The organism is Mesorhizobium sp. 10J20-29 (genome assembly GCF_054130485.1).
Window position 1 is genome coordinate 778161 of record NZ_CP199156.1, and the last position, 25392, is coordinate 803552.

Sequence of the window (25392 nt, forward strand, 5' to 3'; positions counted from 1 at the left end):
TTCGATCTTGGCGCAATAAGCGATGGTTGGCATGGACTTGTTGACTTGGCTCAAGGGAGCGACCTCGCCGACCTCAACGGGGCCGGAAGTCGACGGTCTGCTTTGAGTGGCAGCTGGTCAAAAGCAGCCCTCTGCTTCTGCCGAGCTAGGGCAAATCCCTGTCGAAGCGATCGAGGCCACAGGAAGACCACCAGCGCTTATGCAAAAAATCTGCCGCCCGGCAACGGTCGGCGGTGGCATGGGAGCGCTGTGGCAGGTTTAGTGGGCACTCGGGAACACGAAACTCAAAGCGCGCTCTAGTGAGTCTCTGACGCGCTAGCACTCGACGGCCGATCGCTGCCGAGCTCAACAACGGTCACGTTGACCGAAGGACAGAGAATGTGATGTAGTTGAAAGTCATGTCATGGGAAAAAATAATACAGTCGGAGGACCAAAATGAGCGACCCAGACAGGAATGACGAGATCAAGGCTACAAAACGTGGCTGGATGTTCGTAGCTTCAGTTATGCTGGGGTTCCTTGCTCTCAGTCATGCAATCGAGACGTGAACTTGCTTTTCGACGGCCGCTACGTGCTGTACGTCCACTCCCCCGACGATACGGCGTGTGCGTCCTTCGGTGTCATCCATTGCAAACCCTCAGCTTGACCGTCGTCGAACGGCCTCGACAGATCGTCGCACGGATGCATGCCACGAAGGGTTGCTGAACCATTGCCCGGACAGTCGCTAGGACGGCGGCGCAGCCGTTGGATGTCTAGGCAAGACTTTTCGCCAGCGTTGAAAGGACGAGCTATTTGTCCTCACTGGTGGCCAGCCAGCGGTTTGGCTTGCTGTCGCCTTGTGTGATGGACCAGGCGTCGTCGTTGACCGTGCGATAGGCTTCAATTGCTTTGGGATCATTCGCCCCAGCGTTCTCATTCGTGTCGAGCGGAGAGAACAGGGCTTCGAGGTAGCCCACAGGCAGGCCTCCTCGGGCCAACCTGTCGAGCAGGTTGAGAGCGCCGAGGCCACCCGCCTGACCTGTATCCACGAGCCCGACGAGCTTCGTCACGCCGGCCAGTTCCTGCGAGATAGTTCCCGTCTTGACGCGTTCCATGCCAGTTACGACAAGCTGCTCGCCGATCTTAACATGTTCTGTGCCGAGAATTACATCGCGCTCACCAGTCTTGACGCGCTCGGTGCCGACGACGACGCTCTCTTTACCCACGACCACGTCCTCGGTGCCGATCTGAGCCCATTCGGTGCCGATGACCTGTGCCTGAGTGGTTCCGGCCTCAAAGCCGAGCTTGTCGAGCGGGCTACGCGAGAAATCGAGAAAACCGTTAGCGACGTCCGCAAGGGACAGCGACATCTGACCGGCGACCTTCAAGTTGAGCTTGCCACTACTGTCGAGCGAGGCGTGGAGGCCAGCGACGCTGTCGAGCACGGCGACCAGCGCATTGCCCAGCGATCCTTTGGTGTTGTCGTAAGTGAAATTCTGCGTGGCGCCACCCTGCGTCACGCTGATGCGCGACGACGAAGCGAAGGTCAAAACGACCTTGGCGCCGTCCCCTACGGTGACGGAGAAATCAGCTCCGATATCGATCTTTGCGTCGCTAAGGCCCTTCTTGTCGTCGAGCCGCTTGTCGCCCTGCACCTCGGCCTGCCAGACATCGCGATTGCCGTAGACGGCGCGCGTCTCATGGATGTCGCGTGTCTCGATCACGTCCCGGTCCTCGTAGATGTCCTCGGTGCCGACAACCTCGCGCTCCTCAAAAGTATCCTCGGTGCGGGAGAGCGCGCGTGCCTCATAGACGTCCCGCTCGACGGAGCGGGACTGCGTCTCGTAAATCGGCCTGTATTGCCCGCTGATTGTGCCTGGCCGGATGCCGAGCCGGGAACTCGCCTGCTGATTGGACAGGCTGGCGAGGCTGGCGCCGGCCGAGGGCTGGTCCTTTGTGTCGCCGCGGCTGCCGAGAATGTTCAGTATGGCTGAACCGGTCTTATCGATCTGCATATGCCCGAGGCTCCTGCATTCAAGTCGGTCGATTCCGTTGGGAAGACAGTAACAACGCGATCTTGAGACGGGTCTAAGCGCCTTCGCGGCATTTGCCGAGCCGGCTTAACGAGTGGTCAAGCATGCTTGGACCGCCAGCAAGAGACGAAGGCTCCTATCGGCGCCCAAAAATCTCCTTGAAAAGACCCCGATCAAGGCAGGAACGGACGTGGAGCCGGGGTGTTGTCGGTGCCGAGGGACAACTCTGAAAGGGAATACCCCTATGAAACGCAATAGCCTTATCACCACGACCGCACTCATCGCTGGCCTGATTTCCGCTCCTGCATTTGCACTCGACATAAACGCCGGCGGTAACGTCGACGCCGGTGCTCAGTTGGGTGGAGCCGGAGCCAACATCGACGCTGGCGCCAACGTTGATGCCGGCGCAAACGCTGGAACCGGCGCTGGCACTGGAGCCCAGTTCAACACTGACCTCGGCACGACCGCCAGCACGTCTTCGGACGCCAATTTCGGCATGCTGATCTCGTCGCTGAACGCGAGCGCGAAGACTGCTGCTGACATCAAGGCGATGACTGATGTCTCCGAAGTGACGGTGGTAAAGGTCAGCGACCTGGAAGCCGGCGCGAATGCTGCCGCCATCGGCAATGCCATGTCCAAGAACGCAGAGGCGCGGGCTGATCTTCAGGCGGCTATCGAAGCCAACACTGACCTGAAAGCCGAGCTGGAAAACCAGTCGGTCGACGTGTCGTCGGTCGTCGCAGCCAACATCGGAGCCGGTGGTTCGCTGACCGTCTTCGTTCAGTAATGCATACCGGCGTCACACAGCGCCCCCCGCCCCACGTGACGCCAGAAGGAGAGGTTGGCCCCCACCGACCTCTCCTTCACTCATATGGTTCTGCGGCCTACAACGTAGAATGCCTGACCCAGCGTCCACTATGGAGCGAGGCGATCTAGCACTCGGACCAACCCGTCCGCGTTAGCCCGACGCCGCTGACAGAGTCGGATGCTGCGGATGGAAACAAAGCAAGTGTGACCATCCGCTAATGGTGGGGGTGTCCACCCTCACCATGCTTGAGTTGCCCAGGATCAACAGCAGACAGGCTTCCGACACGGGGCGCTGTAGTTCGGATGCCGCATAAGGAGTGGCATTTGGCCGCGGAAATATCGGTCCAGTCGTCAAAGGAAGATGGTCGGGATCCCGCATATAAATCAGTTATTTACCCTCCTTCAGAACTGACCCGCTCGGCAAGGAACTAGCAATCAATCGAGAGGCTTATTGAGTTGGCTAATGTGGAGTGATCTCAATGCGCATCTTCGGTCGTTTCCTGCATGACGCGGCGGGGAATATTGGCGTTCTCATGGGAATCCTGGCCCTCCCACTGCTGCTCTCGATCGGCCTTGCAAGTGACTACGCTCGAGGGGTGTCGGCCAGATCCCACCTACAGGAACTGGCCGATGCCACGGCGCTAGCCTTGGCTGCGTCTGGAGAAAAGGAACACCAGAAGCTTAAGGAACTGGCTGAGAAGTTCGTTCCCTCCAATCAGTCGCAGAGCCGTGTCGATACCGTTTCGATAGCCGACCTGAAAACCTCCGACAAATCGATCGATATTCTGCTGAAAGGTCAGATCGCGACAAACTTCATGGGACTGGCCGGCATCAAGCACGTAGACGTCAGAGCTTCGGCATTGGCAGAGCGGGCGGTAACCGGCAGCGTCGAGGTTGTTCTGGTGCTGGACAACACCTGGTCGATGTCGGCTCCGGGTTCGACGGGATTGCCCAAGATTGCGACACTCAAGACAGCGGCTGCTTCCCTCGCCACGGAACTGCTCCTTAACAAGGACGCCTCTGTTCGGATTGGGTTGGTCCCCTATGCCGACTATGTCAACGTCGGGACCAAGTACCGAAACGCCAGCTGGCTCGATATCCCGGACGATTACACTATTCCGGCGACGGCTCAGACGTGCACAACCTCCACGACAAAAAGCGTCTGCGTCCAGACAGCGCCGACCTATGCCTGCACGAAGACCGTTGATGGAGTGGTGGAGCCGGCCACTTGCGGTGGCGGCTGTACGAAGTCGGTGACCCAAACCGTGCCACCTTATCAGTCCTGCTCCGGCGGCAGCAGCAAGCAGACCTACAAGTGGTATGGTTGTGTCGGATCACGAAAGAACAGTAATTCGCGTCTTCATGACGAGAAGCCTGCGGACAGATACCCGGGTTACGTGGAGACGAGCCAAAAGTGTCTCAACCCGATCGTTCCACTTACCGATGATCTGAAAGCGCTGCTTGCCGGCATCAATGGGATGATCATCAACATTGGCTCGTACAAGCCCTACACCTATATCCCGGCCGGATTGATATGGGGGCAGAACCTGCTCTCACCCGCTGAACCATTCAGCCAGGGTGCGGCTTATGATCCGAGCAACAAGAAGCCGCGCAAAGTGGCGGTACTGATGACCGACGGGGAGAACACGCTGCGCTTCCGCAACAGTGACGGACGTCACGTGCTGCCAAGTTCCAATGCGACGACGGCGAAGGGCGAGCTCAAGAAGACCGACGAGGACACCAAGGCGATCTGTGACTACATGAAATCGCACGAGATCGAGCTTTATACCGTCGCCTTCATGGTCACCAACCCTGATGCCAAGAAGCTTCTGGAAGACTGCGCGACAGATTCGGCGCATTATTTTGACGCGTCAGACCCGGCAAAGCTTCTCGCCGCCTTCTCCGGAATTGCCCAGTCGCTCGCTCAGGTCCGACTGGCTAGGTAGCTAAACATTGGCAATCAGCGCCCTCGAGCGAGGAATGGGCCGGTGAAAGCGGGGTTACCGACAAGTTTTCCGCCGAGGTGCACCCTTCCTTGAGACATTTCAGGGAAAGATTCGGCTTTAAGGAGCAAGCTATGAGCAAGGCGCTTCGGTTCTTATTGGTCGATGATGACCAGATCTGCCTAGCGGTGACGCAGAGCATCTTGGCTTTCCTTGGCTATGATCACGTTGCAGTCGCCGCCGACGGCGATGAGGGATTATCCGCGCTCGAAGAGTCTTCGGAAGCATTTGACGTCATCATTTTGGACCTCAACATGCCGAAGTTGGATGGGCTCGCCTTCTTGAGGCTGGCCGCCGGGCTTGGCTTCCAGGGTTGCATCGTTCTGTTGAGCGGTGAGGATCAGAAAATAATTCGCACCGCCGAAATGATGGGCCAGTTGCTTGGGATCAGGCTGCTTGGCGCCCTCCGCAAACCGCTTGACATCGCCAAGTTAACCGAAGTCCTGGTGGCAGTATCTAGTCCCAACCCAGCGAGTTCGGTGGCCGCCTCTCCGCAAAGCCCTAGTCTCGATCGCTTGAAACTCATTCCATACTATCAGCCTCAGCACCATGCAGTAGACGGGACAATTGCCGGACTGGAGGCATTGATTAGAGTGCGAACCCCTTCGGGCGAGATTCTAGGTCCGGGCAAGTTCTTCAGCATGATTCCCGATTACGAGCAGTTCCGTTCTTACACATTGGCAATGACCGCAAAGGTGCTGGACGATGTCGAGAACTGGCAACGTGAAGGCATCGCTTGTCGGACATCAATCAATCTGGATTCCAAGGTTCTTGAAGATCCAATTGTGGCTCCGGCCATTTTAGATATGCTCAAAGCCCGTGGCATATCTTCCCAGTTGATATGCCTAGAACTGACAGAGACGACATTACCTCAAGACATGACATGTCTGATGGAGGTGCTTGCCCGCCTGCGGATGTCCGGGTTTCACATTTCCCTGGACGACTACGGCACAGGGAGTTCGAACTTCGAACTGCTACGCTTGTGCCCCTTCACTGAAGTCAAGATCGACGGCTCCATCATTCGCTCCGCGGCCAGCGAACCGATCGCCTCCAACTTCCTGAGTTCAACAGCATCGATGGCGACCCAGCTTTCAATCGATGTAATCGCCGAAGGTGTTGAGAACGCTTCGGAGCTGGCTTTGTGTCGGCGTGTAGGCATTGAGGTCATTCAGGGCTTTTTGTTTTCGATCCCTGTTTCAGGTGAAGATATTGTGCCGCAACTCCGAGATCGACCGACGACAGCACCGGGGGGCAGAACGGCGGCATAGCATGACAGCGATCCCGTCTGTTTTCAAAGCATTTGCGATAAGCAGGCAAGGGAACTTTGCCCTGATCACTGCACTGCTGGCTCCAGTGTTGATTGGGCTGGTCGGGGGCGCGATCGATCTGCTTCTGCTTCAAAACCACCGTAGTGAACTGCAGGAGGTTGCAGATTCCGCTGTACTAGCGGCCGCATCGGAATCGACCATCAAGGGTTGGTCGTCCAAGGCCGCTAAGGAGGCGACTGAAGCATTCGTAGCCGTCAATCTCAAGAACCGGTTCAGTGACGTGACCTTCTCCTACAAAATTGACGTTGTGGAAAAGGAACGAATGATCAAGCTTAGCCTGTCTCAGGACCACTATGCATACTTCGTTGCAGGTTATTTTACCGGCCATCCCCAGATTCAAGTGACGGCGGCTGCTCGAGCAGTCGGACAGTCAACTCTGTGCGTTGTCGTTCTATCTCCGAAAAAAAAGGAGGCCTTCAAAGTCAGTGGAAAATCGAGGGTCACTGCCTCGGAATGTTCAGCGTATTCAAACTCCGTTACCAGACAAGGCATATCGGTGAGGGATGAATCTCGGCTGACAACGGAATTGTCCTGTAGCGCGGGTGGATACAACGGAGGTTCTTGGAACTATTCACCAATCCCCATTACGGACTGTCCTCAGATCGTGGATCCGTTGAAGGCGCGGGGCCAACTGATCGTCGAAACTGTGCCTAGCAGTCGTTGTGATTTCACTGACCTTGAGATCAAGGTTGCAAACAGGGTGCTCCGGCCTGGGACGTATTGCGGCGACCTTGAAATCACCGATGCAGCGACGGTGCTACTTCGTCCCGGCATCTACGTGATAAAGGATGGAACCCTGAAGGTTGACAAGAATGCCATGCTGATAGGCAAGAACGTCGGCTTGGTATTCGTCGGTTCCAAGGCAGAACTGGAACTCAAGAACGATTCTACGCTTTCTTTGTCCGCACCCGAGACCGGTCTTATGGCGGGAATCTTGATGTACGCGCCACCCGTGGCCGGAAAAGAGCGCGAGTTCAAGATCGAGAGCAGACACGCCGAGGAACTGATCGGGACGGTATACATGCCGGCCGACAAGCTGACAGTAGGCGGTGATAAGAACGGCAACGGGATATGTGATGATCTCGAATTGCCCGGTCCCATTGGCGTTGGCAGCGGATGCATCACGGATGTAGGAACGTCATCCGAATGGACCGCCATAGTCAGCAACTTGCTGGATATAACGAGCGGCGTAAATCTTGTTCTGAATGCGGATTATTCCGGGTCGAGCATTCCCGTTCCCAATGGTATCGGACCAAACAGCGTACAGATCACACTTACTAAGTGATTGTTGCCTCCGTACGGAACATGCGCGAAAGGCCGTCGTGTCTGCTCTTAGTTCGGAGCGCCGGATGTTCGACGCCTACCTCGAAACGCAGCTAGAAGTGGAAGATCGTGGAGATGCGAGCGGTCGCGACCGTTGTGTCGATGGTGCCCATTGTTTCAGGATCTCCGTAGTCCTCATAGGAGACGAGTCCGTATTCTCCGCGCAGGGTAAGCTTGTCGGTGATCCAGGTTTCCACACCCCCGCCAAATTCGACAGCGTCGATGTTCATGCTCTCGCGCATGCTATCGGCGCCCTCGGTCATTCTGACGAACATTCGCTGGCGGCTTATGCCGCCATAGCCGTAGATCAGAGTCCCAGGATTAGCGAGCACGCCGAGACGGAGTCGAGCTCCGTAGGATGACGAGGTGCCAATTTCCAGCGAACCAGAGTCGCCGCCAAGGCTGGCCGAGATCGTATTGCTGATGCTTGACGCATTGATGCCGGCTTCGACGCCGGCGACGATGTGTGAACCGAATTGCCTATTGTAGCCGCCAACGACACCAATCGCGTAGCCGTCGGATCCAAACCCGTCAAAATCGAACCCTGCCCCGCCTGCGCCGATCGGATCGCCGTCCGTCAAGGTGAACTCGCTGACGCCTACGTCCTGGCCACCGCTGATGCCGGCGTAGAAGCCACTCCAGGTGTCTGGTGCATTGACGAACTGCGCGCTTGTGGAACGCGGCTCGCCGAAACCATAGATAAGTCCGATCTTGGCTGTTCCGATGAGGGGAGTAACCTCTAGGCCAGCACCGTCAAAGTCGAGGGTTTGTGTGTTCAGATAGCTGGCAATGTATTCGAAGCGCGCGCGGACGCGACCGCTGAGAACAGTTTCGACGCCAAGCGCGCCGAAAGCGACGCCATAGAATAACTCCTTGTCTGAATCGGAATCGGAATCGCCGGAAATATCGTAAGCGTAGCTGCCCACACCATGAGCGACAGTCGCGCCAAGCGAACCGTAGACAAGCGTGTCGGGATTGACGAGATAACCGGCCCGCGCCGACACGGTTGCGAACCAGTCCGTCTTCAGTTCGCCGTATCCAAAACCGCCCGCGCCATCGGAAATCGAGACCGATGCATTGATGTCACTGACGTGACCGCCGATCTGAGCACCGATCAGAAACCCGTTGTCGTAGAGATAGTCGTAGCCAACAAACCCGCCAATCGACCCACCGCGCCCGCCAAAGCCATCGAGTGTGATGTGCTCGGGGCCCTCGCGGACAGACACCTCGCTGTTGGACATGCTGTAGGCAACTTCGGTGCCGATGTAGAAGCCACCGAAATTAGTCTCGGCGAAGGCCTCGGCGACAACGTCGTCTGCTGCCATCGCGCAGGAGGCGGAGAGGACGGCAGCAGCCGTCAGCAGAAGAACCTTCATACAATCCCCCGATCAATTCGCATTTTGCGTGTCTTACGTGGAATTGTAGTCGGTATGGTGCCGCAGGGCTGTGATTAATCGGCAACACACACTGACTATCGGGTTTTGGGGAGTCGCTAGTGCGAGGGTTTCCGGGCGCCGCCGACCATGCGCAAGCGATTGGCAATTCTTGTGCATGTGCGATCCGCTTTTCGCAGCGAACGGCTCGGTCCCTGCCGACCGCTGAAGCCTCCGACGCACGCTCCACACTAAATGTGGCCCCGTTGACCAATCCCGGTCCCTCAATCAAAATTGCAGTCTGCATAGAAGTAACAGTGGCCCGGCAGGTGTTGGGACACCGCCGGGTTGCAGCTCATCGGAACGTAAGGAGGGAACCGGGTGAGCTGACAATATTCTACCCCTGCCAACAGAACAGCACAATCACATGCCGATTGGGCAGCGAACTGCTGCCGCGCTGGATGTCCCGCTTCCGGCCCTCCTGCCCGGAACAACGAGTCGGATCGCTCAGTGTCTTGGTTTTCGGAACGCAGGAAGATGGCTTGGAAAAGAGTCGGCCCCAGCTGCCCTGAGGGATCGTCCGCTTTGAGAGCAAGGCCAAGTTTGGCTGAGTGACCGCCATGAGGCGCAAAGCCGACGGTCGCGTCGCGGCAAATGTAGGTCGGGTTTAAGTCTAAACCCGTCATCTTCGGCAAGTGGCCGGCGGCGGTTACGCGCACAGCAGACAACTTTGATTTCGGGACTGGACTTTCAAACAGAAGCACGCATTGGTGCGTTCGTTGCCGCGTTTGGCAGCTCATGTTCCCTGCCTGCCTCAACTGAGTGTGGGCTCTCCTCAGTACAAGGTTACGGATTGTCCGCAGCCATGCTGAGGAACGCGATATGACCAACATCTCAAAATCAGAATCCGCCAACCGGAGCCTGGATTGCGCTGGGCTTTCTGCTTCCGGCAAGGCTGCTCGCTCGAAGCCGGATGCCGCTGGGCCATCCAAGACCGATCTGGTGCTGAAGAAGCTGCGCTCGGCAAAGGGCGCGACAATCGCGCAGCTCACTGAGGTGACAGCCTGGCAGGCTCACTCGGTCCGCGGGTTTCTGTCAGCGACAGTGAAGAAGAAGCTCGGGCTCAACCTGGTCAGCGAGGTCGGCAAGGTTGGCGTCCGTCGCTACCGGGTGACCGCCGACGCGGATGGCGCCGCATCATGAGGCGGTCGCACCTCGATGTCGCCGACCAGGTCACGGCCTTGGCGTCATTGGCTCGTGATGAACTTCTGGTCCGGTGGCAGAAGGCTCATGGCAGCCCGCAACCTAAGGGCATCCGGCACGAGCTCCTGGTGCGCTCGGCTGCCTGGCATCTGCAGGCCAAGCACTTCGGCGGGCTGTCGCCTGCCACGCGGCGGGCATTAAAGGCGGCAATGGCCGAGGTCGAGCGAGGGATGGCCAAACCACCCTCCCCGTCGGTCAGCCATTGCGGTTTAACAGCTTCTGCTGAGGTGCCTGGCCATCGTCGCCGCAGTCAATGTTCGCCCGGAGCAAGGCTGCTGCGCGACTGGAATGGCAAAACCCATGTGGTGGACGTGATCGAGGAGGGCTTCGTCTTCCAGGCCAAGGTCTACAGGTCCCTCACAGCCATCGCGCTCCAGATCACCTGCGCACATTGGTCAGGCCCGAAATTCTTTGGGCTATGAGTGTCGGCGCAAAACTCCGATGTGCCGTCTACACCCGCAAATCGAGCGAGGAGGGGCTGGATCAGGAGTTCAACTCGCTCGATGCGCAGCGCGAGGCATGTGCCGCATTCATCGCATCGCAGGTCGGACTTGGCTGGAAACTGGTCAACGAGCACTATGATGATGGCGGCATATCGGGCGGCACGATGGAACGTCCGGCACTGCAGCGGCTGTTGCAGGATATCCGTGATCGCAAGATCGATGTGGTCGTCGTCTACAAGATTGACCGTCTGACACGATCGCTGACCGACTTTGCCAGGATCGTCGAGGTGTTCGACAAGAGTGACATCTCCTTCGTCTCAGTCACCCAGCAGTTCAACACCACAACTTCCATGGGCCGGTTGACTCTCAACGTCCTGCTCTCCTTCGCCCAGTTCGAGCGAGAGGTCACGGCAGAGCGTATACGGGACAAGATCGCTGCATCGAAGAAGAAGGGAATGTGGATGGGCGGGACTGTACCACTCGGCTACCGGGTCGAGAGCCGCAAGCTGCTCGTCAAGGAACCCGAAGCCGGCTTTGTACGCGGCCTTTTTGACCGATACCTTGAACTGCGCTCTGTCCCGGCACTTGCCGCTGAAGTGACAAGGCAAGCCGTCGCAGCCGAGCAACACGAACACCTGCCCGACGAGCCCGATGCCAACTCCGTTGCCCCTACCCGATATGTCCGTCGTGTCGGGAGCGGCATGCTCTACAAGCTGCTCGCCAATCCGCTCTACATCGGCAAGTTGAAGCACCGTCAGAACGTCTACGATGGTGAACACCAGGCAATCGTCAATCCCGATCGGTTTGCTCAGGTTCAGGAGTTGCTTGTCGCGCAAGCTGCAACCCCACGTGGATCATGCACACATCCGGATGCGCAGTTGCTGACCGGCCTTCTCTACGATGACAGCGGCGACCGTATGAGTCCGACGCATGCCAGGGCACGCGGCAAACGCTTCCACTATTACATCTCCAGTCGCATCAAGGGCACGAAACGAACAGACAGCACGGCCTGGCGCATCCCGGCACCAGCGATTGATGCCCTCGTCGTGAAGTTCATGATCCGTCTTCTCGGCGATCGTGTTCAGCTATCGGAGTGGATCAGGACCTATGCGCCAGCATCAAGCGTCCAGGCCGCGATTGACAGAGCCAAGTCTGTTGCTAGCACGCTTGCGGACGTCACGATGTCAGAGCGGCGCAACATCATTGAAACGCTATTTCCTAAGATCGTTCTCGGGATCGAAACGATTACCTTCAAAGTCGATGCTGCAGCGCTGGCCCGATTGCTATCGCCGGCGGAGGGCACACCGATCTCAGCATGCCAGCCCGCCATGCAAGAAGAACAGCATCACCAGGACGGCCCGCATCAACCAATCGTCGAAATCAATCTTCCGATCAGATTGAAACGGCGCGGCAATGAGATGCGCCTGGTGATCGAGGGTGAGAACCAGAGCCATAATCCCGATCCGCATCTGGTCAGGATGGTCGCAAGTGCGCATATCTATCTCGAACGAATGATCGAGAATCCCGAACTCGGGACCAGCGGTGTCGCCGAACAGTTCGGCATCCATCGCGTTGATGTCGGACGGGTGTTGCCCCTGGCATTCCTGGCACCGCGCCTGATCGATCAGATCCTGAGTGGTAATCAATCCGCCGATCTATCGGCCCGCCAGCTTGCTCGTCAGGACCTTCCGCTTCTGTGGTCGGAGCAACTCGCCGCCCTGTCCTGAAACCAGTCGATGATAGGTCAATCGAGTCGACCGCTCGATCTTGCCGGCACCCAGGTATCGAACCCACCATCTCGCTAGCATCAGCCCGATCATCCAAGCATCGTTCGTCCGAAACTGTGGTCTTCGTGGACAGCGGCTAGAGACGCTCTGGTCCGAATGGCCCCAAAGCCGGCATTGTGCGTCTCTCACTGCGGAATTGGCCACACCGCAATCCGCTAAGCCACGGAAATGACAACAGTATTCCGAGTACTTCTTGTGGTGAGGTGTTTGGCGAATTCCGCTGGTGGAGCTGAGGAGGATCGAACTCCTGACCTCGTCATTGCGAACGACGCGCTCTCCCAGCTGAGCTACAGCCCCGTCCAGCGGATGGCGCATTTATCGGCGGCTGGCTCTGCCTGTCAAGCTTCCGGAACGGCCCGGCACTTGCCGCATCGCCTGCCAGTGGCTACATGTCGCGAACAACACGGAGAACGGCATGCTAGCCCTCATTCAGACCGTCGTCCTGGCGCTCGACCTCTACTGGTGGATCATCATCGCGTCGGCCATCTTCTCCTGGCTCTACGCCTTCAACGTGGTCAACCCGCGCAACCAGTTCGTCGGCACGATCGGCAACATGCTGTTTCGCCTGACCGAGCCGGCCCTGCGGCCCATCCGGCGCCTGATGCCCGACCTCGGCGGCATCGATATCTCGCCGATCATCCTGCTGCTGCTGCTGTTCTTCGTGCGCCAGTTCATCGTCACCACCGTGGCGCCTGCACTGCTCGCCTGACCGGCTTGCCGACCGGCTGCTGCTTCAGGACACGGTCTGACGGCCTGGACCTTTTCGTCAGGCTGACGCCAAGATCGTCGCGCGACGCCATTGAAGGCGTCGGGCAAGCATCGGACGGCAGCACCCATCTCGTTGCGCGCGTTCGCGCCCTGCCGGAAAGCGGCGCCGCCAACGCGGCGCTGGAAAAGCTGTTGTCGAAATGGCTGAACGTTCCAAAGCAGAGCATCTCGATTGTCTCCGGCTCGACCGCCCGCATGAAGACGGTTCGCCTTACGGGTGAGCCGGGGATCCTCTCGCACGCCATCGAAAGCGCCCTCGGCCTAGGCTCATCCCCGAAATCGCGCTAGGCTGGCATACTTCGAGAAGGCAGGAGTGTTGCGATGAACCGGTTCATTCCGTCCGCATTCGTCTTTGCCGCTTTGAGTGCCCCGTCAATTGCCGGCGAAATCTCAAGCGCCTATTCCGATCTCGACACGGGGAAGGATTGCACGGTCTTTGCCGCGGCCGAGGAAGGTGACGGCGAATGGGCCAATCTGGTCTGCTCCGGCCTTCGCGGCTACCCTGTGTTTCTGTATGCCGGAGACCTCAGGGAAACGCTGTTCTACGGCTTTCCGCCCGCAGGCGACATGGCGCCGGCCTGGGAGAGTTTTTCAGCCTTCAACGCGGCCGGCACCAAGATCGAGTGGCGGTTGGAAACGTCGAGCGGGCGGGCAATTCCCTTCGCGACGATCCATCGACGTAAGGTCTCCAACAGCGTCGAGAGCGACAGTTCCACCGAGGTCCTCGTCGTCTCGAAGGTAGGCCAGCCGCATGCCCGCGATGGTTGCGTTGTCGGGCTCGTCCTGGCAAGCGGCAATCCCGATGCCAACCGGCAAGCCCGCGAGGTCGCCGACGCAAAGGCGCGGGGATTTGCCTGCGGTGCCGACCGGCCCGTCTCGGTCGGCGGGCCGATGCCGGATTTCCGGCGCGGCAACTAGAGGCTGGGAGCTAGCTGGCCTTAGCCGCACGCTCGATTGCTTCGAAAATCATCCGCTTGGCGGTCGCGGCATCGTACCAGCCGCCGATCTTGACCCACTTGCCGGGCTCCAGATCCTTGTAGTGCTCGAAGAAGTGCTGCACCTGCTGGCGGGTGATGTCGGGAAGCTGCGTGTATTCCGTCACCGATTCATAGCGCAGCGTCAGCTTTGGCGATGGCACTGCGATGATCTTCTCGTCCTCTCCGGCATTGTCTTCCATGACCAGCACGCCGATCGGCCGTACGTTGATCACGCAGCCCGGCACGAGGGCGCGCGTGTTGCACACCAGAACGTCGATCGGGTCGCCATCGCCCGACAGCGTGTGCGGCACGAAGCCGTAATTGCCCGGATAGCGCATCGAGGTGTGCAGGAAGCGGTCGACGAAGAGCGTGCCGGCGTCCTTGTCCATCTCGTACTTGATCGGCTCGCCGCCGATCGGCACCTCGACGATGACATTGACGTCTTCTGGCGGGTTCTTGCCGACGGGAATGGCTTCAATGCGCATGGGCTGGACGTCCTCTGATTGTCCCCGAGCGATAGCGGCAGGAGACGCCGGGCGCAATGCGTCAGTTAGCGCTCAATCCCAAACGAAGGCGACTTTCTTGACGGCCTTGTGGTCGAAAATCTCGACCCCCTCGGCGATGTCGCGCCCGCCCGCGCCCTCGTAGAAGGACAGCGCGCCGACATTTTCTTCAAGCGCCCAGACGACGAGGCCGGCCAGTCCGGACTCTGCGAGGCGTTGACGTGCAGCGGCAAACAGCCGGCTGCCGAGACCGATGCCCTGGTATTCGGGCCGTAGGTAGAGTTCGTAGATTTCGCCCTGCTGGCTGAGCTCGCGGGCGCGATTCCGGCCAATCGTGGCATAGCCGGCAACGCTCCCGCCAATCTCCACCACCAGAACTGTGGCGGCACGGCGTATGGCGTTTGCCCACCACTGCGTACCGCGGCGGTTGATCATGCCATTAAGCGCGCGATGCGGGATGATGCCGCTGTATGCGCCGCGCCAGGCCTGCTGATGGACGTCGGCTATCGCCTCCGCATCCTGCGGTTCAGCCTTCCTGATGCCGATCGTCATTGTGTTCATGATTTGTTAACCATACCCGCCAGTCTGACTCTCTGGCAAGCATGTATTGGCAGACTTGGCCGGTGGCCCACAGGCTGCCGGAAACTGTCAGATCTCTACGAGATGGTCGTCCAGTTCGTTGACATTGCCCGGCCGTGGCGGAAAATGCGCCGCCAGCAGGGTCCCGGCGCGCTCGATCGCCAGCACCAGGCCGTCGGCGAGTTCGTCGCTGCGCGCTTTCGCGATAAGTCCGGCCACCAGTTCGTCCCATTCCGCCTGTGGTACCTTGGCGTTGATCCCCGCATCGGCGACGATTTCGGCATATCGCTCGGCGAGCGAGACGAAGATGAGCACGCCGGTTCGTTCACTCGTAAGGTGAACGTTTCGGGCAAGAAACTGCCGCAGCGCATTGTCGTGCGCCTGCATGAACTGCCAGCGGCGCGGCGCAAGTCTTAGCCGGAGGGCCGGTACAAAGTAGAGCAGGCCGAGCGCCGCGCCCGTGGCGACGAGTTGCGCAGCGACGAAGGCCGGCACACCGATGGCGAACCACCAGGCGTCGAGCAGAAACGCGACGCCGAGGCTGACGACGAGGATGGCAGCCAGAACGCTGAGTGCCGCCGAAAAGAAGTAGGTGTCGCTGGCACGTGCGACGACGCAGAAGATCTCGCCGGCCGTGCCCGTCTCGGCCTTGCGGATCGCATCGGTGATACGCTGGTGTTCCTGATCCGTAACCCTTTTAGCCATCTACCAGCTTCCCGAAGAACCGCCGCCGCCAGACGAACCGCCGCCGCCCGAGAAGCCGCCGCCTGACGACCCGCCGGACCATCCGGACGAGCTGCCCGAAGACCAGCCCCTGCCTGACGAGCCCGATCCGTTGTTATAGCGGAATGTCATGCCCAGCCACTCATAGCGCCCCGGCCCCAGCTTTCGGCCAAAGATGCGCGGCAGGATCGCGAAGGCGAAGCCGCCGAAGAACAGCAGCGCCCAGACGGTGATGAACAGCACCACGGCGATGTCGTCGCCCGTCACGCCCGTATCCTGGTTGCGTCGCGCGCGCGCCTCGAGTTCCGCAGCGTTGCCCTCGAGCACGAGGATGATGTCGTCCACGGCCCGCGTGATGCCGCCGGCGTAGTCGCCGGCGCGGAAGGCCGGAACCATCGTGTTCTCGATGATCAGCTTGGAGTGCAGGTCGGTCAGCGTGCCTTCGAGGCCGTAGCCCACCTCGATGCGCATCCTGCGGTCGTTCGGCGCGACAATCAGCAGGATGCCGTTGTCCTCGCCGGCCTGTCCAAGACCCCAGGCGCGGAACAGCCGGTTCGCATAGGGTTCGATCGCCTCGCCCTCGAGGCTCGGGATCGTGGCGACGACGATCTGGTCCGATGATTTTTTCTCGAAAGCCTCGAGCTTCTGCACCAGCGCTGCCTCGCTGGCCGCATCGATCACGCCGGCAGTGTCGACCATCCTGCCTGTCAGTGTGGGCAGCGAAGCGGCGAGGGCAATGAGCGGGAGGAGAAGAAACACCATGCCCGCGAGCATGAGTGCCACTCGCGCTGGGCCCGGCGCGCAGTCCGCTCGGCCTATGCTTGGACGCTTTGCCATGGTCCGCCGGGGCGCGGCATCAGTTGAAGTTGACCTTCGGCGGCTCGCTCGCCCCTTCCGACGCCGTGAAGTTCTCGAACGGCTTGTTGCCGGTGAACCAGAGCGTCGCCCACAGCACCGAGGGGAAGGTCCGAAGCGCAGTGTTGTAGACGCGAACCGCCTCGATGTAGTCGCGACGCGCTACCGCAATCCGGTTCTCGGTTCCTTCGAGCTGCGCCTGCAGCGCCAGGAAATTCTGGTTTGCCTTCAGGTCGGGATAGTTCTCGACCACCGCGAGCAGTCGCGAAAGTGCGCTCGTCAGCCCCGCCTGCCCCTCCTGGAAGGCCTTGAAAGCCTCCGGGTTGGTGAGCGCGTCGGCCGGCAAGGTCACCTGCGTCGCCTTGGCCCTCGCCTCGACGACGCCCTCGAGCACTTCCTTCTCGTGCGCGGCATAGCCCTTCACGGTCTCCACCAGGTTGGGGATCAGGTCGGCGCGCCGCTGGTACTGGTTCAGAACCTCGCTCCACGCGGCCTTTGCCTGCTCCTCGGCCGTCGGTATCGTGTTGTAGCCGCATGCCGAAAGCAGCGGCAGCGCCAGCAAGAGAGCAGCGAAAGCGCGAATCAGACGGGCTGTGGATGGCTGGATGAGGCGCAGGGCAGTCATTGAAAATCCCTCAATTTGCGTGCGAAGCGACGCAATGCTTACCATATTCCGCGAATGGGGGAACGGCGATCCCCCGAAAGCGGTGGGAGATCACAGGGCGGCCTTGTTTGCGGCCCGGCGAAGCCGTTAGATTTGCCGTCGAGACTTGGGAAACCCCACTGGACATGCCGGACGACAGGCAGGACGCAAGACAGCGCGAATCGCGGCGCATTATCGAGCGCGTGGCGCGCGAAGCCGAAAGCGGTTCTCGCTCGGTGGTCGACCGCGTCGCACGGCGGGCGCACGATCACGTCACTGCCGCGGATGTGGACCCTGAGGACGGGATAGAATATTGGGGCACGCGGATCGGCCGCATCCTTGGTGTCTTCCTGGCAGTCGGCCTGATCATCTGGCTGATCATTTTCGTCGTACGGGACGCGTAGCGCATGAACATAGCGAACGGTGAAACGCCGAGGGCGGTTATCGTCATTTCAAGCCACGTTGCGCGCGGCTCCGTCGGCAACCGCGCCGCGGTTTTCGCGCTTGAGACGCTTGGGCATCCGGTATGGGCCGTGCCGACCGTGATCCTCCCCTGGCATCCCGGACATGGTCCGGCCACCCGCATCGTTCCGGAGCCGGAACAGTTCTGGTCCTTCATGCAGGATTTGCAGCGGGCGCCATGGCTCGGCGAGGTCGCCGCCGTCTTGTCGGGCTATCTCGGCGATGCCGCGCAGGCGGCCGACGTCGCAGCGCTGGTCGGCGCCGTAAAGGCCCGCAATCCCGACGCCCTCTACGTCTGCGATCCTGTCATGGGCGATGCCGGTGGGCTCTACGTGCCCCAGCCCGTGGCCGAGGCGATGCGCGACACGCTGCTGCCGGTCGCCGATATCGCGACGCCCAACCGATATGAGCTCGAATGGATGACCGGCGAGAAGCTTGTCGACCTGGAGGCCACGATTTCCGCGGCGCGCAATGCAGGCCCCGCTCGCATGCTCGTCACCTCTGCCCCGGCAATGATCGCCGGAGGCATCGGCAATCTTCTGGTCACCCCCTTCGAAGTGATGCTGGCAGAACACCGCGCGATCGCCGGGCCGCCGAACGGCCTTGGCGATCTCACTGCGGCGGTTTTCCTCGCCCGGTTGCTGGCTGGCCAGACGGACGCCAAGGCGTTGCAGTCGACGACGGCTTCCGTCTACGAGATTCTGGCGCGCACAGCAAAGCGGGGCGCCGACGAGTTGCAGCTCGAAACCGATGCGCGCAGCCTGTCCCAGCCGATGGCGATGGTGCAGTTCCGCAACCTGACGCCACCCGGAAAAGACAAGCGGGCGTGAGGCCGGCTCAGGCTTCGCCGCGCAGCGGAATCGAGATCTCGATCTCCAGGCCGTCTTCGCGGTAGCCGCGCTCGATCGTCCCGCCAAGCTCGCGCGTGATGTTCATGTCGATCAGCTTGGTGCCGAAGCCGGTCTTCTCAGGCACTGCGATCGGCGTTGAACTGGCTTCCCGCCAATGCAGCACGAGCCGCTTCTCGCGCCCGTTGCGCAGCACCTTCCAGTCGACCTTCAGCGTTTCCGTCGAGTTGCCAACCTCGCCGTATTTCAGCGCGTTGGTGGCCAGCTCATGGAAGGTCAGACCCAATGCCTGCGTCATCGCTTCCGAAAGCAATACCCTCGGACCATCGAGCATACCTTCGGGCAGTTCCTTTCCGAACGCCTGGGCAAGCTCAATCTGCAGCAACTCGCCAAGATCGGCCTTCTGCCAGCGCGACCGGGTCAGCATGTCCTGCGAGGCGGCCATAGCCTGCAGGCGCGCGGAAAAGGATTTCGAGAACGTGTCGATGTCCTCTGCCGTTCCGGCGGTCTGGCGTGCGATGGCAAGCACGCGCGAAATCGAATTCTTGATCCGGTGCTTCATCTCCTGAAGCATCAGGTCCTTTTCCTGCAGGCTTGTTTCGGAAGCTTCCCTGAGCTGCGACATCGCATCGTAGGCCCGCCCCTGGTAGCGCTGGACCAGCGCGATGGCGACGGCGAGCAGGAGGCCGAAGATGCCGAGCAGGATCGGAACGGCGCGCGAAGACGGGCGAGAGAAATCGGCTGTCGGGTGGAACTGGATGGTCCAGGGCACGCCGGCGACTAGCATCTGGCGTGTCGCCACCAGATCGCCGCCCGCCGCGGCCGGTTCCTTCGACGCAAACAGCCGGTTCGAAAGCGTCGGCTCGCCGTGGAACACTTCGGCATGGACCGGCAGGACCGGGAATTTTTCGAGGGCGGCCTTGAAGAGGTCCTGTGTCCTGAACGACGCAAACAGGATGCCTGCCGGGGTGCCGTCGCCCGATTGCACCGTTTCGACGCTCGAAAACAGCAGAAACCCGGGCCTCACCTCGGCGCCAACCGGCGCGCCAAGCTCGACCCGCCCGGTCGCCCTAGGCTCGCCCGTTTCCAGCGCCGCGAGAATGGCATCGCGACGCAGCGGGTCGGAAAACATGTCGTAACCAATGCCCTTGGTGTCGCCGCCGTCATTGACTTCGTACAGCAGGACGGGCGTCCGCCAGTCGCCCTCCGAAGCGGTCGGGAATATCGGTTTGGGCGCGCCCTGCAGTTCGGTCAGCCGGGCCTCGAGGCGCGCGTCCTGGCCGGCGCGGGCCAGCCCCAGGAAGCCGAGCCCGCGCAGGCCCTCGAACTTCTTGGGGACATCGAGCGCCTCGAAATATGCCCGGAACTCGGCGGCGGAAACGTCGGCCGACTGGCTGACGAACATCGCATGCGTGGTGTGCAGCAGCGAAACATGCAGGTCGATGCGACCCTCGATCCGGTTGATCGCATCGTCGGCTATAGCCTCGAACTTGATGCGCGTCGCATCCTCGGCCGCGACATAGGCGAAAGTGGCCATTGCAACGCTTGCGATGGCAACGGCAACGAAGGCGACGAGGGGAAAATGCTTCTTCAACTGGCGGTCCGGCTTGCGGCGCTACCCGCTTCGGGTACCGGATCAAGCCCGGATTTGCGCAACGACAGGGAAGAAGCGGCCTGCATGCCTCAAGGCACGGGCCGCTCCGGGGAGGCCCTTTATCGACGCTCCTACGAGGGCATTCAATTCAATTCGGCGTCCGTGCGCCACATGCCGCCACAAGATGTGTTTTTTGTGGTCGCCCCCTTCAGGCGGCCATGTCCATCGCGCCCGGACCCGGTACCGCGCCCGGCGGGCACTTGCCCAGGATGATCATGCCGAGCACCTCATCCTTGGTCACGTCGCTCGTCCTGGCGGTACCCACCACCTGGCCATTCTTCATCACGCAGACACGGTCAGCGAGATCGAAAACGTCATGGATGTCGTGGCTGATCAGGAAGATTCCGATACCATCGGCCTTCAGTTGCTTGATCAGTTCGCCAACCTGCGCCGTCTCCTGCGGCCCAAGCGCTGCTGTCGGCTCGTCCATGATCAGGATGCGCGCCTCGAACAGGATCGCGCGCGCGATCGCCACCGATTGCCGCTGGCCGCCGGACAGCGACTTCACCGGCTCCTTGAAGCGCCGGAAGTTCGGGTTCAGCCGGCCCATCACCTCGCGGGCCTTCGCCTCCATGGCCGCATCGTCGAGCGTTCCCCAGCCCGTCATGATCTCGCGACCGAGGAACAGGTTGGCCGCCGCATCCACATTGTCGGCAAGCGCCAGCGTCTGGTAGATCGTCTCGATGCCGTAGTCCTTGGCGTCGCGCGGGTTCTGGATATCGGCTTCCTCGCCGTTGACGAAGATCTTGCCCTGGTCGCGACGATAGGCTCCCGACAGGATCTTGATCAGCGTCGACTTGCCGGCGCCATTGTGGCCCAGCAGGCCCATCACCTCGCCCGGGTGGACTTCCACGGAGGCATGATCGACCGCCTTGATGCCACCGAAGGCGATGGAGATGTCGCGCATTTCAACGAGTGGAGTTGTCATTTCTGTCTCCTCACTTCACGCGGCGGCGATAGAACTGGTCTACGAACACGGCAAAGACCAGCACGGTGCCGACGACGATGTTCTGGAAGGCGGCCGGCAGGTTCAGGAGCGCCATGCCGGACTGAATCGACTGCATCATCAGCGCGCCGATAAGGGCGCCGTAGATGGTTCCGATGCCGCCGGCCAGCGACGTGCCGCCGATGACGGCCGCTGCAATCACGAAGAGCTCGTTCAACTGTCCAAGCGCATTGGTTGCCGCGTCGAGGCGCGCCGAGGCGATGACCGACGAAATGCCGACGAGGAAACCCATCAGCGCGAAGACCTTCACCGTCATCATCTTGGTGTTGATGCCGGCAAGCTCCGCCGCCTCCGGATTGCCGCCGATGGCGTAGACGTAGCGGCCGAACTTGGTCCGCGTTGCGATGAACGTCATTGCAACGCCGACAGCGATTGCGACCAGCACCGGCGCGGCGTATCCGGTGTAGTAGATCAGGCCCTCGGTGCACCGGACGATCTTTTCGCCGGCCATGCAGATGGCATCGCCGTCCGCATTCTCCACCCCGGCCGGGATCGGTATATTGTTGTCGGCGGCATACTGCCGGATCAGGCCGAACGGCCACGGATAGGCAGTGAGCACGGCGGTCGCGCCCAGGACCGCGGCACTGCCAAGCGCCGCAAGCGCAGCTTCCGCCCAGATTGGCCGGAGCTGGAACCCGAACCGCTTTCTCTGCCTTCGGCCGAAAGCGACCGCCAGGACGATGAGAACGCAGGCTGCAATCGCAAGCGCCCAGCTCCATGTCGGGCCGAGCCAGGATTCCGGAATGCCGCCGCCGATGATCTTGTAGGTCTTGTCCATCGGCGCAACGGTCACGCCGCTGGCTAGCAGGAAGGCCACGCCGCTATAGGCGATGAGACCGCCGAGCGTGACGATGAAGGCGGGAATCTTTGCATAGGCGGTCAGGAAGCCGTTCAGCGCGCCGATGAGCGTGCCCAGAACCAGGCAGGCCGCGATGGCTGCAATCCAGATCACCGGGTGACCGACACCGATTGCCGGGCCGAGGATGAATACCTGAAGCACCGCTCCGGCGACAGCGACGAGGCTGAGCATCGAGCCGACAGAAAGGTCGATGTGGCGCATGACGATGATCAGGACCATGCCGGTCGTCATCACCGCGATCGATGAGGTCTGGACAAGAAGTGTCCAGAGGTTGCGGGGCGTCAGGAAGGCCCCTCCGAACAGGCCCGTGTTCGGGCGCTGGAAGCCGCTGTAGATGTCGAATGCGCACCAGATGGCAAACAGCGCGGCGACCATCCCGAGCATGCGGGTGTCGAGCTCCGTGGCAGAGAGAAAGCGCTTCAGGAATGATGGTGGCGGCGCCGCAGTGGGCACGCTGGCATTCTGCTTGGACATGTCCCCTCCCAGTCAACATGCGCGGCGGATGCTATGCGCTCGCCACTTATCATTATCGTGCAAATCAAGCGGAAAGAGAACCGCGCCACCGACGGGCGATGGCGCGGTTCCGGTCAGTCTAGCCTTGTCCGCTGCAAGCGTATTAGTCGCAGGCGGCCACGGTGCCGGCCTTCACGCCAGCGCAGGCCTCTTCCTTGGTGATGTGGCCAGCTTCGATGGCAACATTGATGTTGTCCTTGGTGATCGGGGTCGGTGCGAGCAGGATGGAATCCATCTCGACGCCGTTCTTGCCGCCGCTGAACTTGGCGACACCCTCGATGCTGGAAACTTCATCGCCATTGGCAAGCGCGATAGCGGCAGCAGCCGCCACGTTGCCGAGGTCGGTGGAGTTCTTCCAGACAGACACCGTCTGCGTGCCAAGCGCCACGCGGTTGATGGCGGCCTTGTCGCCATCCTGGCCTGTCACCGGCACGGAACCGGCAAGGCCCTGTGCTTCGAGCGCGGCAACCACGCCTGATGCCATGCCGTCATTTTCCGACAGGACGGCATCGACCTTGTTGTCGGTGGACGTCAGGCACTGCTCCATGTTCCGCTGGGCATTGTCCGGCTTCCAGCCATCAGTGAAGGTCTCGCAGACATTCTTGATCTTGCCGGAATCCAGCGACGGCTTCAGAACTTCCATCATGCCCTGGAACAGGAAGGTCGCGTTCGGATCGCCCTTGTCGCCCTTGATGAAGGCATAGCTGCCTTCCGGCTGAACCTTGAGGATCTCCTGCGCCATGATGCGGCCGACGCCGATATTGTCGAAGGTGATGTAGAGCGCGTTCGGATCCTCGAACTGCACGTCATATGCGATGGCCTTGATGCCGGCGTCGTTGATCGCCTTGATCGAGGGCAGGATCGCGTCCGAGTCGAAAGCAACGACGAGGATGACGTCGACCTTCTGCGAGATCAGCCCTTCGATGTCGGCGGCCTGCTTCTGGGCCGAACCCTGGGCATCGGTTGCGATGTACGTGTCGCCGGCGGCTTCGACTGCCGATTTGATGGCGGCTTCGTCGGTCTTCCAGCGTTCTTCCTGGAATGTCTTCCACGATACTGCGATCGTCTTGCCGGCAGCTTCGGCGACAGTGCTCAGTGCCATAGACATGGCTACGCCCGCCAAAATGGCGGTTGCAAACTTCTTCATGATTTCCTCCCATGCGCCGCAAGTGGCGCAACTGCTCCAACCCGTGACGAAACTCTTTTTTTCGAGCTTCGAAAAAAAGAGTGGCCCAACCCGGCACCGCTGTCAACATCGATTCAGCCGCCGACTCATTTTTTCGATCTCCGAAAAAATGCATGACTCACCTATCGGCTTCTGGCACTATTTGGCCAGATGCCGCCGAAGGTCCCGCCACAAGACGGATCGATAGCGGTGTCCGGGAGGAAGTATCTGGAATCATGTCGGTCGGAATCCGCCACGACGATTTGCGGCGCCGCAACCGCGCGATGGTCATCGCTGCGGTGCGCCGTACGGGTCAGCCCTCCCGCACCGAGATTGCCGCGACGACGGGGCTCAGCCACTCGACCATTTCGGCGATTTCCTCGGACCTGATCGCCGAGGGGTACCTGGTTCAGGACAAGGGCGGCGAAACGCCGTCCCTGAAGCGCGGGCGTCCGCAAGTCGCGCTCACCCTCAATCCTGATGCCGCCACCATCATTGTCGCGGGACTGTCGCTCAATTTTCTGTCCGCGGCGATCGTCGATTATACCGGCAGCGTCGTCGCCGAGCAGCGTCGCAAGCCGTGCACCGCCAATCTGTCCCAGGCGGATCTCGTTGGCGAACTCATCGCCACCATCCGTCAGCTGATGGCCGGCCAGGCCGGCACCCGGCGCCCGCTGCGCATCATCCTGTCTGTTCAGGGCACCACCGATGCCGGCGCGCGCACCATGCTCTGGTCGCCGATCACCCCCCATCTCGACATTCCCTTCGCCGACGTGCTCGAACGCGAGTTCGCGATACCGGCGACGGTCGAGAACGACTGCAACATGATGGCCGTGGCGCTTCGCTGGCGCGACCCGCAGCGCTACCGCGACAATTTCATCGCCATCCTGCTCTCGCACGGCATCGGCATGGGCCTCGTCCTGAAGGGCGAACTGTTCACCGGCACGCGCTCTTCCGGCGGCGAATTCGGCCACATGACGCACCAGCCCGACGGCGCCCTGTGCCGCTGCGGACAGCGCGGCTGCGTCGAGGCCTATGCCGGCAACTATGCGATCTGGCGCAATGCCCGTCGCAATCCCGAGGATTCCGCACCGCAGGACGGCATCGAGGAGACCGACATGCGGGCCCTGGCGGCACGCGCGCGCGCAGCAGACGGGCCGGAGCGCGAAGCCTATCGGCAAGCTGGTTCGGCGATTGGCTTCGGACTGGGCAGCCTGTTCGCGCTGATCGATCCGGCCCCGGTGGCTTTTGTCGGCGGCGGCGCGGCGGCCTTCGACATTCTCGAGCCGGATATCCGTGCCGCGATCGCGCGCACCGCTGGCGGGCGGCATGCGGACGCCATTTCCTTCGACACCGTGTCCGATGAGCTGCCGCTCATCCGCCAGGGTTGCACGATGCGCGCCCTGACTTTCGTGGATCAGGAGATTTTCGCCTCGGGAACTGCCTCCGCACAGGGAGAATCCATCGGAAAGGATGTCGCATGAAAGCGCGTTGCTGCAG

The 25392-nt window shown here is 60.8% G+C and carries 24 protein-coding genes and 1 tRNA gene; 13 read left to right on the forward strand and 12 right to left on the reverse strand.

All coding sequences use genetic code 11. The annotated features are described in order from the left end of the window. Window positions 1–786 precede the first annotated feature (786 nt). Window positions 787–1992 (reverse strand): hypothetical protein, encoded by a 1206-nt coding sequence (locus ACT2BZ_RS03790; protein ID WP_457939398.1) that lies wholly within the window; start codon window positions 1990–1992, stop codon window positions 787–789. A 262-nt stretch (window positions 1993–2254) separates the two neighbouring features. Between ACT2BZ_RS03790 and ACT2BZ_RS03795 the strand changes: the two genes are divergently transcribed. The 4 genes from ACT2BZ_RS03795 to ACT2BZ_RS03810 all read left to right on the forward strand — a co-directional run bounded on the left by ACT2BZ_RS03795 (window position 2255) and on the right by ACT2BZ_RS03810 (window position 7433). Further along, the gene (locus tag ACT2BZ_RS03795; protein ID WP_457939399.1) at window positions 2255–2797 is read left to right on the forward strand and encodes a hypothetical protein; all 543 of its coding nucleotides are present in this window, start codon (window positions 2255–2257) and stop codon (window positions 2795–2797) included. A 499-nt stretch (window positions 2798–3296) separates the two neighbouring features. Next, entirely contained in the window at window positions 3297–4763 is a 1467-nt protein-coding gene (locus ACT2BZ_RS03800) for a pilus assembly protein TadG-related protein (RefSeq protein ID WP_457939400.1), read from the forward strand. Between the two features lie 131 nt (window positions 4764–4894). Beyond that, window positions 4895–6088: an EAL domain-containing response regulator gene (locus tag ACT2BZ_RS03805; RefSeq protein ID WP_457939401.1), complete on the forward strand. Its 1194-nt coding sequence runs from the start codon at window positions 4895–4897 to the stop codon at window positions 6086–6088. 1 nt (window position 6089) lies between these two features. Continuing rightward, window positions 6090–7433 carry a TadE/TadG family type IV pilus assembly protein gene (locus tag ACT2BZ_RS03810; protein WP_457939402.1) on the forward strand — a complete coding sequence of 448 codons (1344 nt, stop codon included), beginning with the start codon at window positions 6090–6092 and terminating at the stop codon, window positions 7431–7433. 91 nt (window positions 7434–7524) lie between these two features. Here the strand turns inward: ACT2BZ_RS03810 and ACT2BZ_RS03815 are convergent, their stop codons facing one another. Further along, the gene (locus ACT2BZ_RS03815; protein ID WP_457939404.1) at window positions 7525–8847 is read right to left on the reverse strand and encodes an outer membrane protein; all 1323 of its coding nucleotides are present in this window, start codon (window positions 8845–8847) and stop codon (window positions 7525–7527) included. A gap of 879 nt (window positions 8848–9726) precedes the next feature. Here ACT2BZ_RS03815 and ACT2BZ_RS03820 point away from each other — a divergent pair. Genes ACT2BZ_RS03820 through ACT2BZ_RS03830 form a run of 3 tightly spaced genes read left to right on the forward strand, consistent with a single transcriptional unit; the run spans window position 9727 to window position 12277 of the window. Then, complete coding sequence (locus ACT2BZ_RS03820; protein WP_457939405.1) at window positions 9727–10047, forward strand: DUF3489 domain-containing protein; 321 nt, start codon at window positions 9727–9729, stop codon at window positions 10045–10047. Then, complete coding sequence (locus tag ACT2BZ_RS03825) at window positions 10044–10529, forward strand: DUF2924 domain-containing protein (protein ID WP_457939407.1); 486 nt, start codon at window positions 10044–10046, stop codon at window positions 10527–10529. The genes ACT2BZ_RS03820 and ACT2BZ_RS03825 overlap by 4 nt, the downstream gene beginning before the upstream one ends. Then, a complete protein-coding gene (locus tag ACT2BZ_RS03830) occupies window positions 10526–12277 on the forward strand; it encodes a recombinase family protein (protein WP_457939409.1) in 1752 nt (583 codons plus the stop codon). Before ACT2BZ_RS03825 ends, ACT2BZ_RS03830 begins: the two co-directional genes overlap by 4 nt. A gap of 281 nt (window positions 12278–12558) precedes the next feature. On the opposite strand, the gene ACT2BZ_RS03835 is transcribed toward ACT2BZ_RS03830, so the two are convergent. Continuing rightward, window positions 12559–12634, reverse strand: a tRNA-Ala gene (locus ACT2BZ_RS03835). A gap of 118 nt (window positions 12635–12752) precedes the next feature. Here ACT2BZ_RS03835 and ACT2BZ_RS03840 point away from each other — a divergent pair. The 3 genes from ACT2BZ_RS03840 to ACT2BZ_RS03850 are packed head-to-tail and all read left to right on the forward strand — an operon-like array spanning window position 12753 to window position 14023. After that, window positions 12753–13046: a YggT family protein gene (locus ACT2BZ_RS03840; RefSeq protein WP_457939411.1), complete on the forward strand. Its 294-nt coding sequence runs from the start codon at window positions 12753–12755 to the stop codon at window positions 13044–13046. A 5-nt stretch (window positions 13047–13051) separates the two neighbouring features. Further along, window positions 13052–13393: a DUF167 family protein gene (locus ACT2BZ_RS03845; RefSeq protein WP_457939412.1), complete on the forward strand. Its 342-nt coding sequence runs from the start codon at window positions 13052–13054 to the stop codon at window positions 13391–13393. Between the two features lie 33 nt (window positions 13394–13426). Next, complete coding sequence (locus ACT2BZ_RS03850; protein WP_457939413.1) at window positions 13427–14023, forward strand: hypothetical protein; 597 nt, start codon at window positions 13427–13429, stop codon at window positions 14021–14023. Window positions 14024–14033: 10 nt separating this feature from the next. On the opposite strand, the gene ppa is transcribed toward ACT2BZ_RS03850, so the two are convergent. The 5 genes from ppa to ACT2BZ_RS03875 form a co-directional block, all read right to left on the reverse strand. After that, on the reverse strand, window positions 14034–14567 hold the full coding sequence (gene ppa / locus ACT2BZ_RS03855; RefSeq protein WP_457939415.1) for an inorganic diphosphatase: 534 nt from the start codon (window positions 14565–14567) through the stop codon (window positions 14034–14036). A gap of 72 nt (window positions 14568–14639) precedes the next feature. Next, window positions 14640–15146, reverse strand: coding sequence for an N-acetyltransferase family protein (locus tag ACT2BZ_RS03860; RefSeq protein WP_457939417.1), 507 nt, complete (start codon window positions 15144–15146; stop codon window positions 14640–14642). A gap of 87 nt (window positions 15147–15233) precedes the next feature. Next, entirely contained in the window at window positions 15234–15869 is a 636-nt protein-coding gene (locus tag ACT2BZ_RS03865) for a TPM domain-containing protein (RefSeq protein ID WP_457939418.1), read from the reverse strand. After that, window positions 15870–16661: a TPM domain-containing protein gene (locus ACT2BZ_RS03870; RefSeq protein ID WP_457941212.1), complete on the reverse strand. Its 792-nt coding sequence runs from the start codon at window positions 16659–16661 to the stop codon at window positions 15870–15872. An 82-nt stretch (window positions 16662–16743) separates the two neighbouring features. Then, the gene (locus tag ACT2BZ_RS03875) at window positions 16744–17367 is read right to left on the reverse strand and encodes a LemA family protein (protein ID WP_457939420.1); all 624 of its coding nucleotides are present in this window, start codon (window positions 17365–17367) and stop codon (window positions 16744–16746) included. A gap of 164 nt (window positions 17368–17531) precedes the next feature. On the opposite strand from ACT2BZ_RS03875, the gene ACT2BZ_RS03880 reads away from it, so the two are divergent. Both ACT2BZ_RS03880 and pdxY read left to right on the forward strand, forming a co-directional pair. Then, a complete protein-coding gene (locus tag ACT2BZ_RS03880) occupies window positions 17532–17789 on the forward strand; it encodes a hypothetical protein (RefSeq protein WP_457939422.1) in 258 nt (85 codons plus the stop codon). Between the two features lie 3 nt (window positions 17790–17792). Next, window positions 17793–18677 (forward strand): pyridoxal kinase PdxY, encoded by an 885-nt coding sequence (gene pdxY, locus ACT2BZ_RS03885; RefSeq protein WP_457939424.1) that lies wholly within the window; start codon window positions 17793–17795, stop codon window positions 18675–18677. Between the two features lie 7 nt (window positions 18678–18684). On the opposite strand, the gene ACT2BZ_RS03890 is transcribed toward pdxY, so the two are convergent. From ACT2BZ_RS03890 to ACT2BZ_RS03905, 4 genes are all read right to left on the reverse strand, one after another. Continuing rightward, window positions 18685–20289: a CHASE domain-containing protein gene (locus ACT2BZ_RS03890; RefSeq protein WP_457939425.1), complete on the reverse strand. Its 1605-nt coding sequence runs from the start codon at window positions 20287–20289 to the stop codon at window positions 18685–18687. A gap of 208 nt (window positions 20290–20497) precedes the next feature. Continuing rightward, window positions 20498–21277 carry an ATP-binding cassette domain-containing protein gene (locus ACT2BZ_RS03895; RefSeq protein ID WP_457939426.1) on the reverse strand — a complete coding sequence of 260 codons (780 nt, stop codon included), beginning with the start codon at window positions 21275–21277 and terminating at the stop codon, window positions 20498–20500. A 10-nt stretch (window positions 21278–21287) separates the two neighbouring features. Beyond that, complete coding sequence (locus ACT2BZ_RS03900; protein ID WP_457939428.1) at window positions 21288–22688, reverse strand: sugar ABC transporter permease; 1401 nt, start codon at window positions 22686–22688, stop codon at window positions 21288–21290. A gap of 142 nt (window positions 22689–22830) precedes the next feature. Next, the gene (locus ACT2BZ_RS03905; RefSeq protein WP_457939429.1) at window positions 22831–23874 is read right to left on the reverse strand and encodes a substrate-binding domain-containing protein; all 1044 of its coding nucleotides are present in this window, start codon (window positions 23872–23874) and stop codon (window positions 22831–22833) included. 254 nt (window positions 23875–24128) lie between these two features. Between ACT2BZ_RS03905 and ACT2BZ_RS03910 the strand changes: the two genes are divergently transcribed. Beyond that, on the forward strand, window positions 24129–25376 hold the full coding sequence (locus tag ACT2BZ_RS03910) for an ROK family protein (RefSeq protein ID WP_457939430.1): 1248 nt from the start codon (window positions 24129–24131) through the stop codon (window positions 25374–25376). Window positions 25377–25392 lie beyond the last annotated feature (16 nt).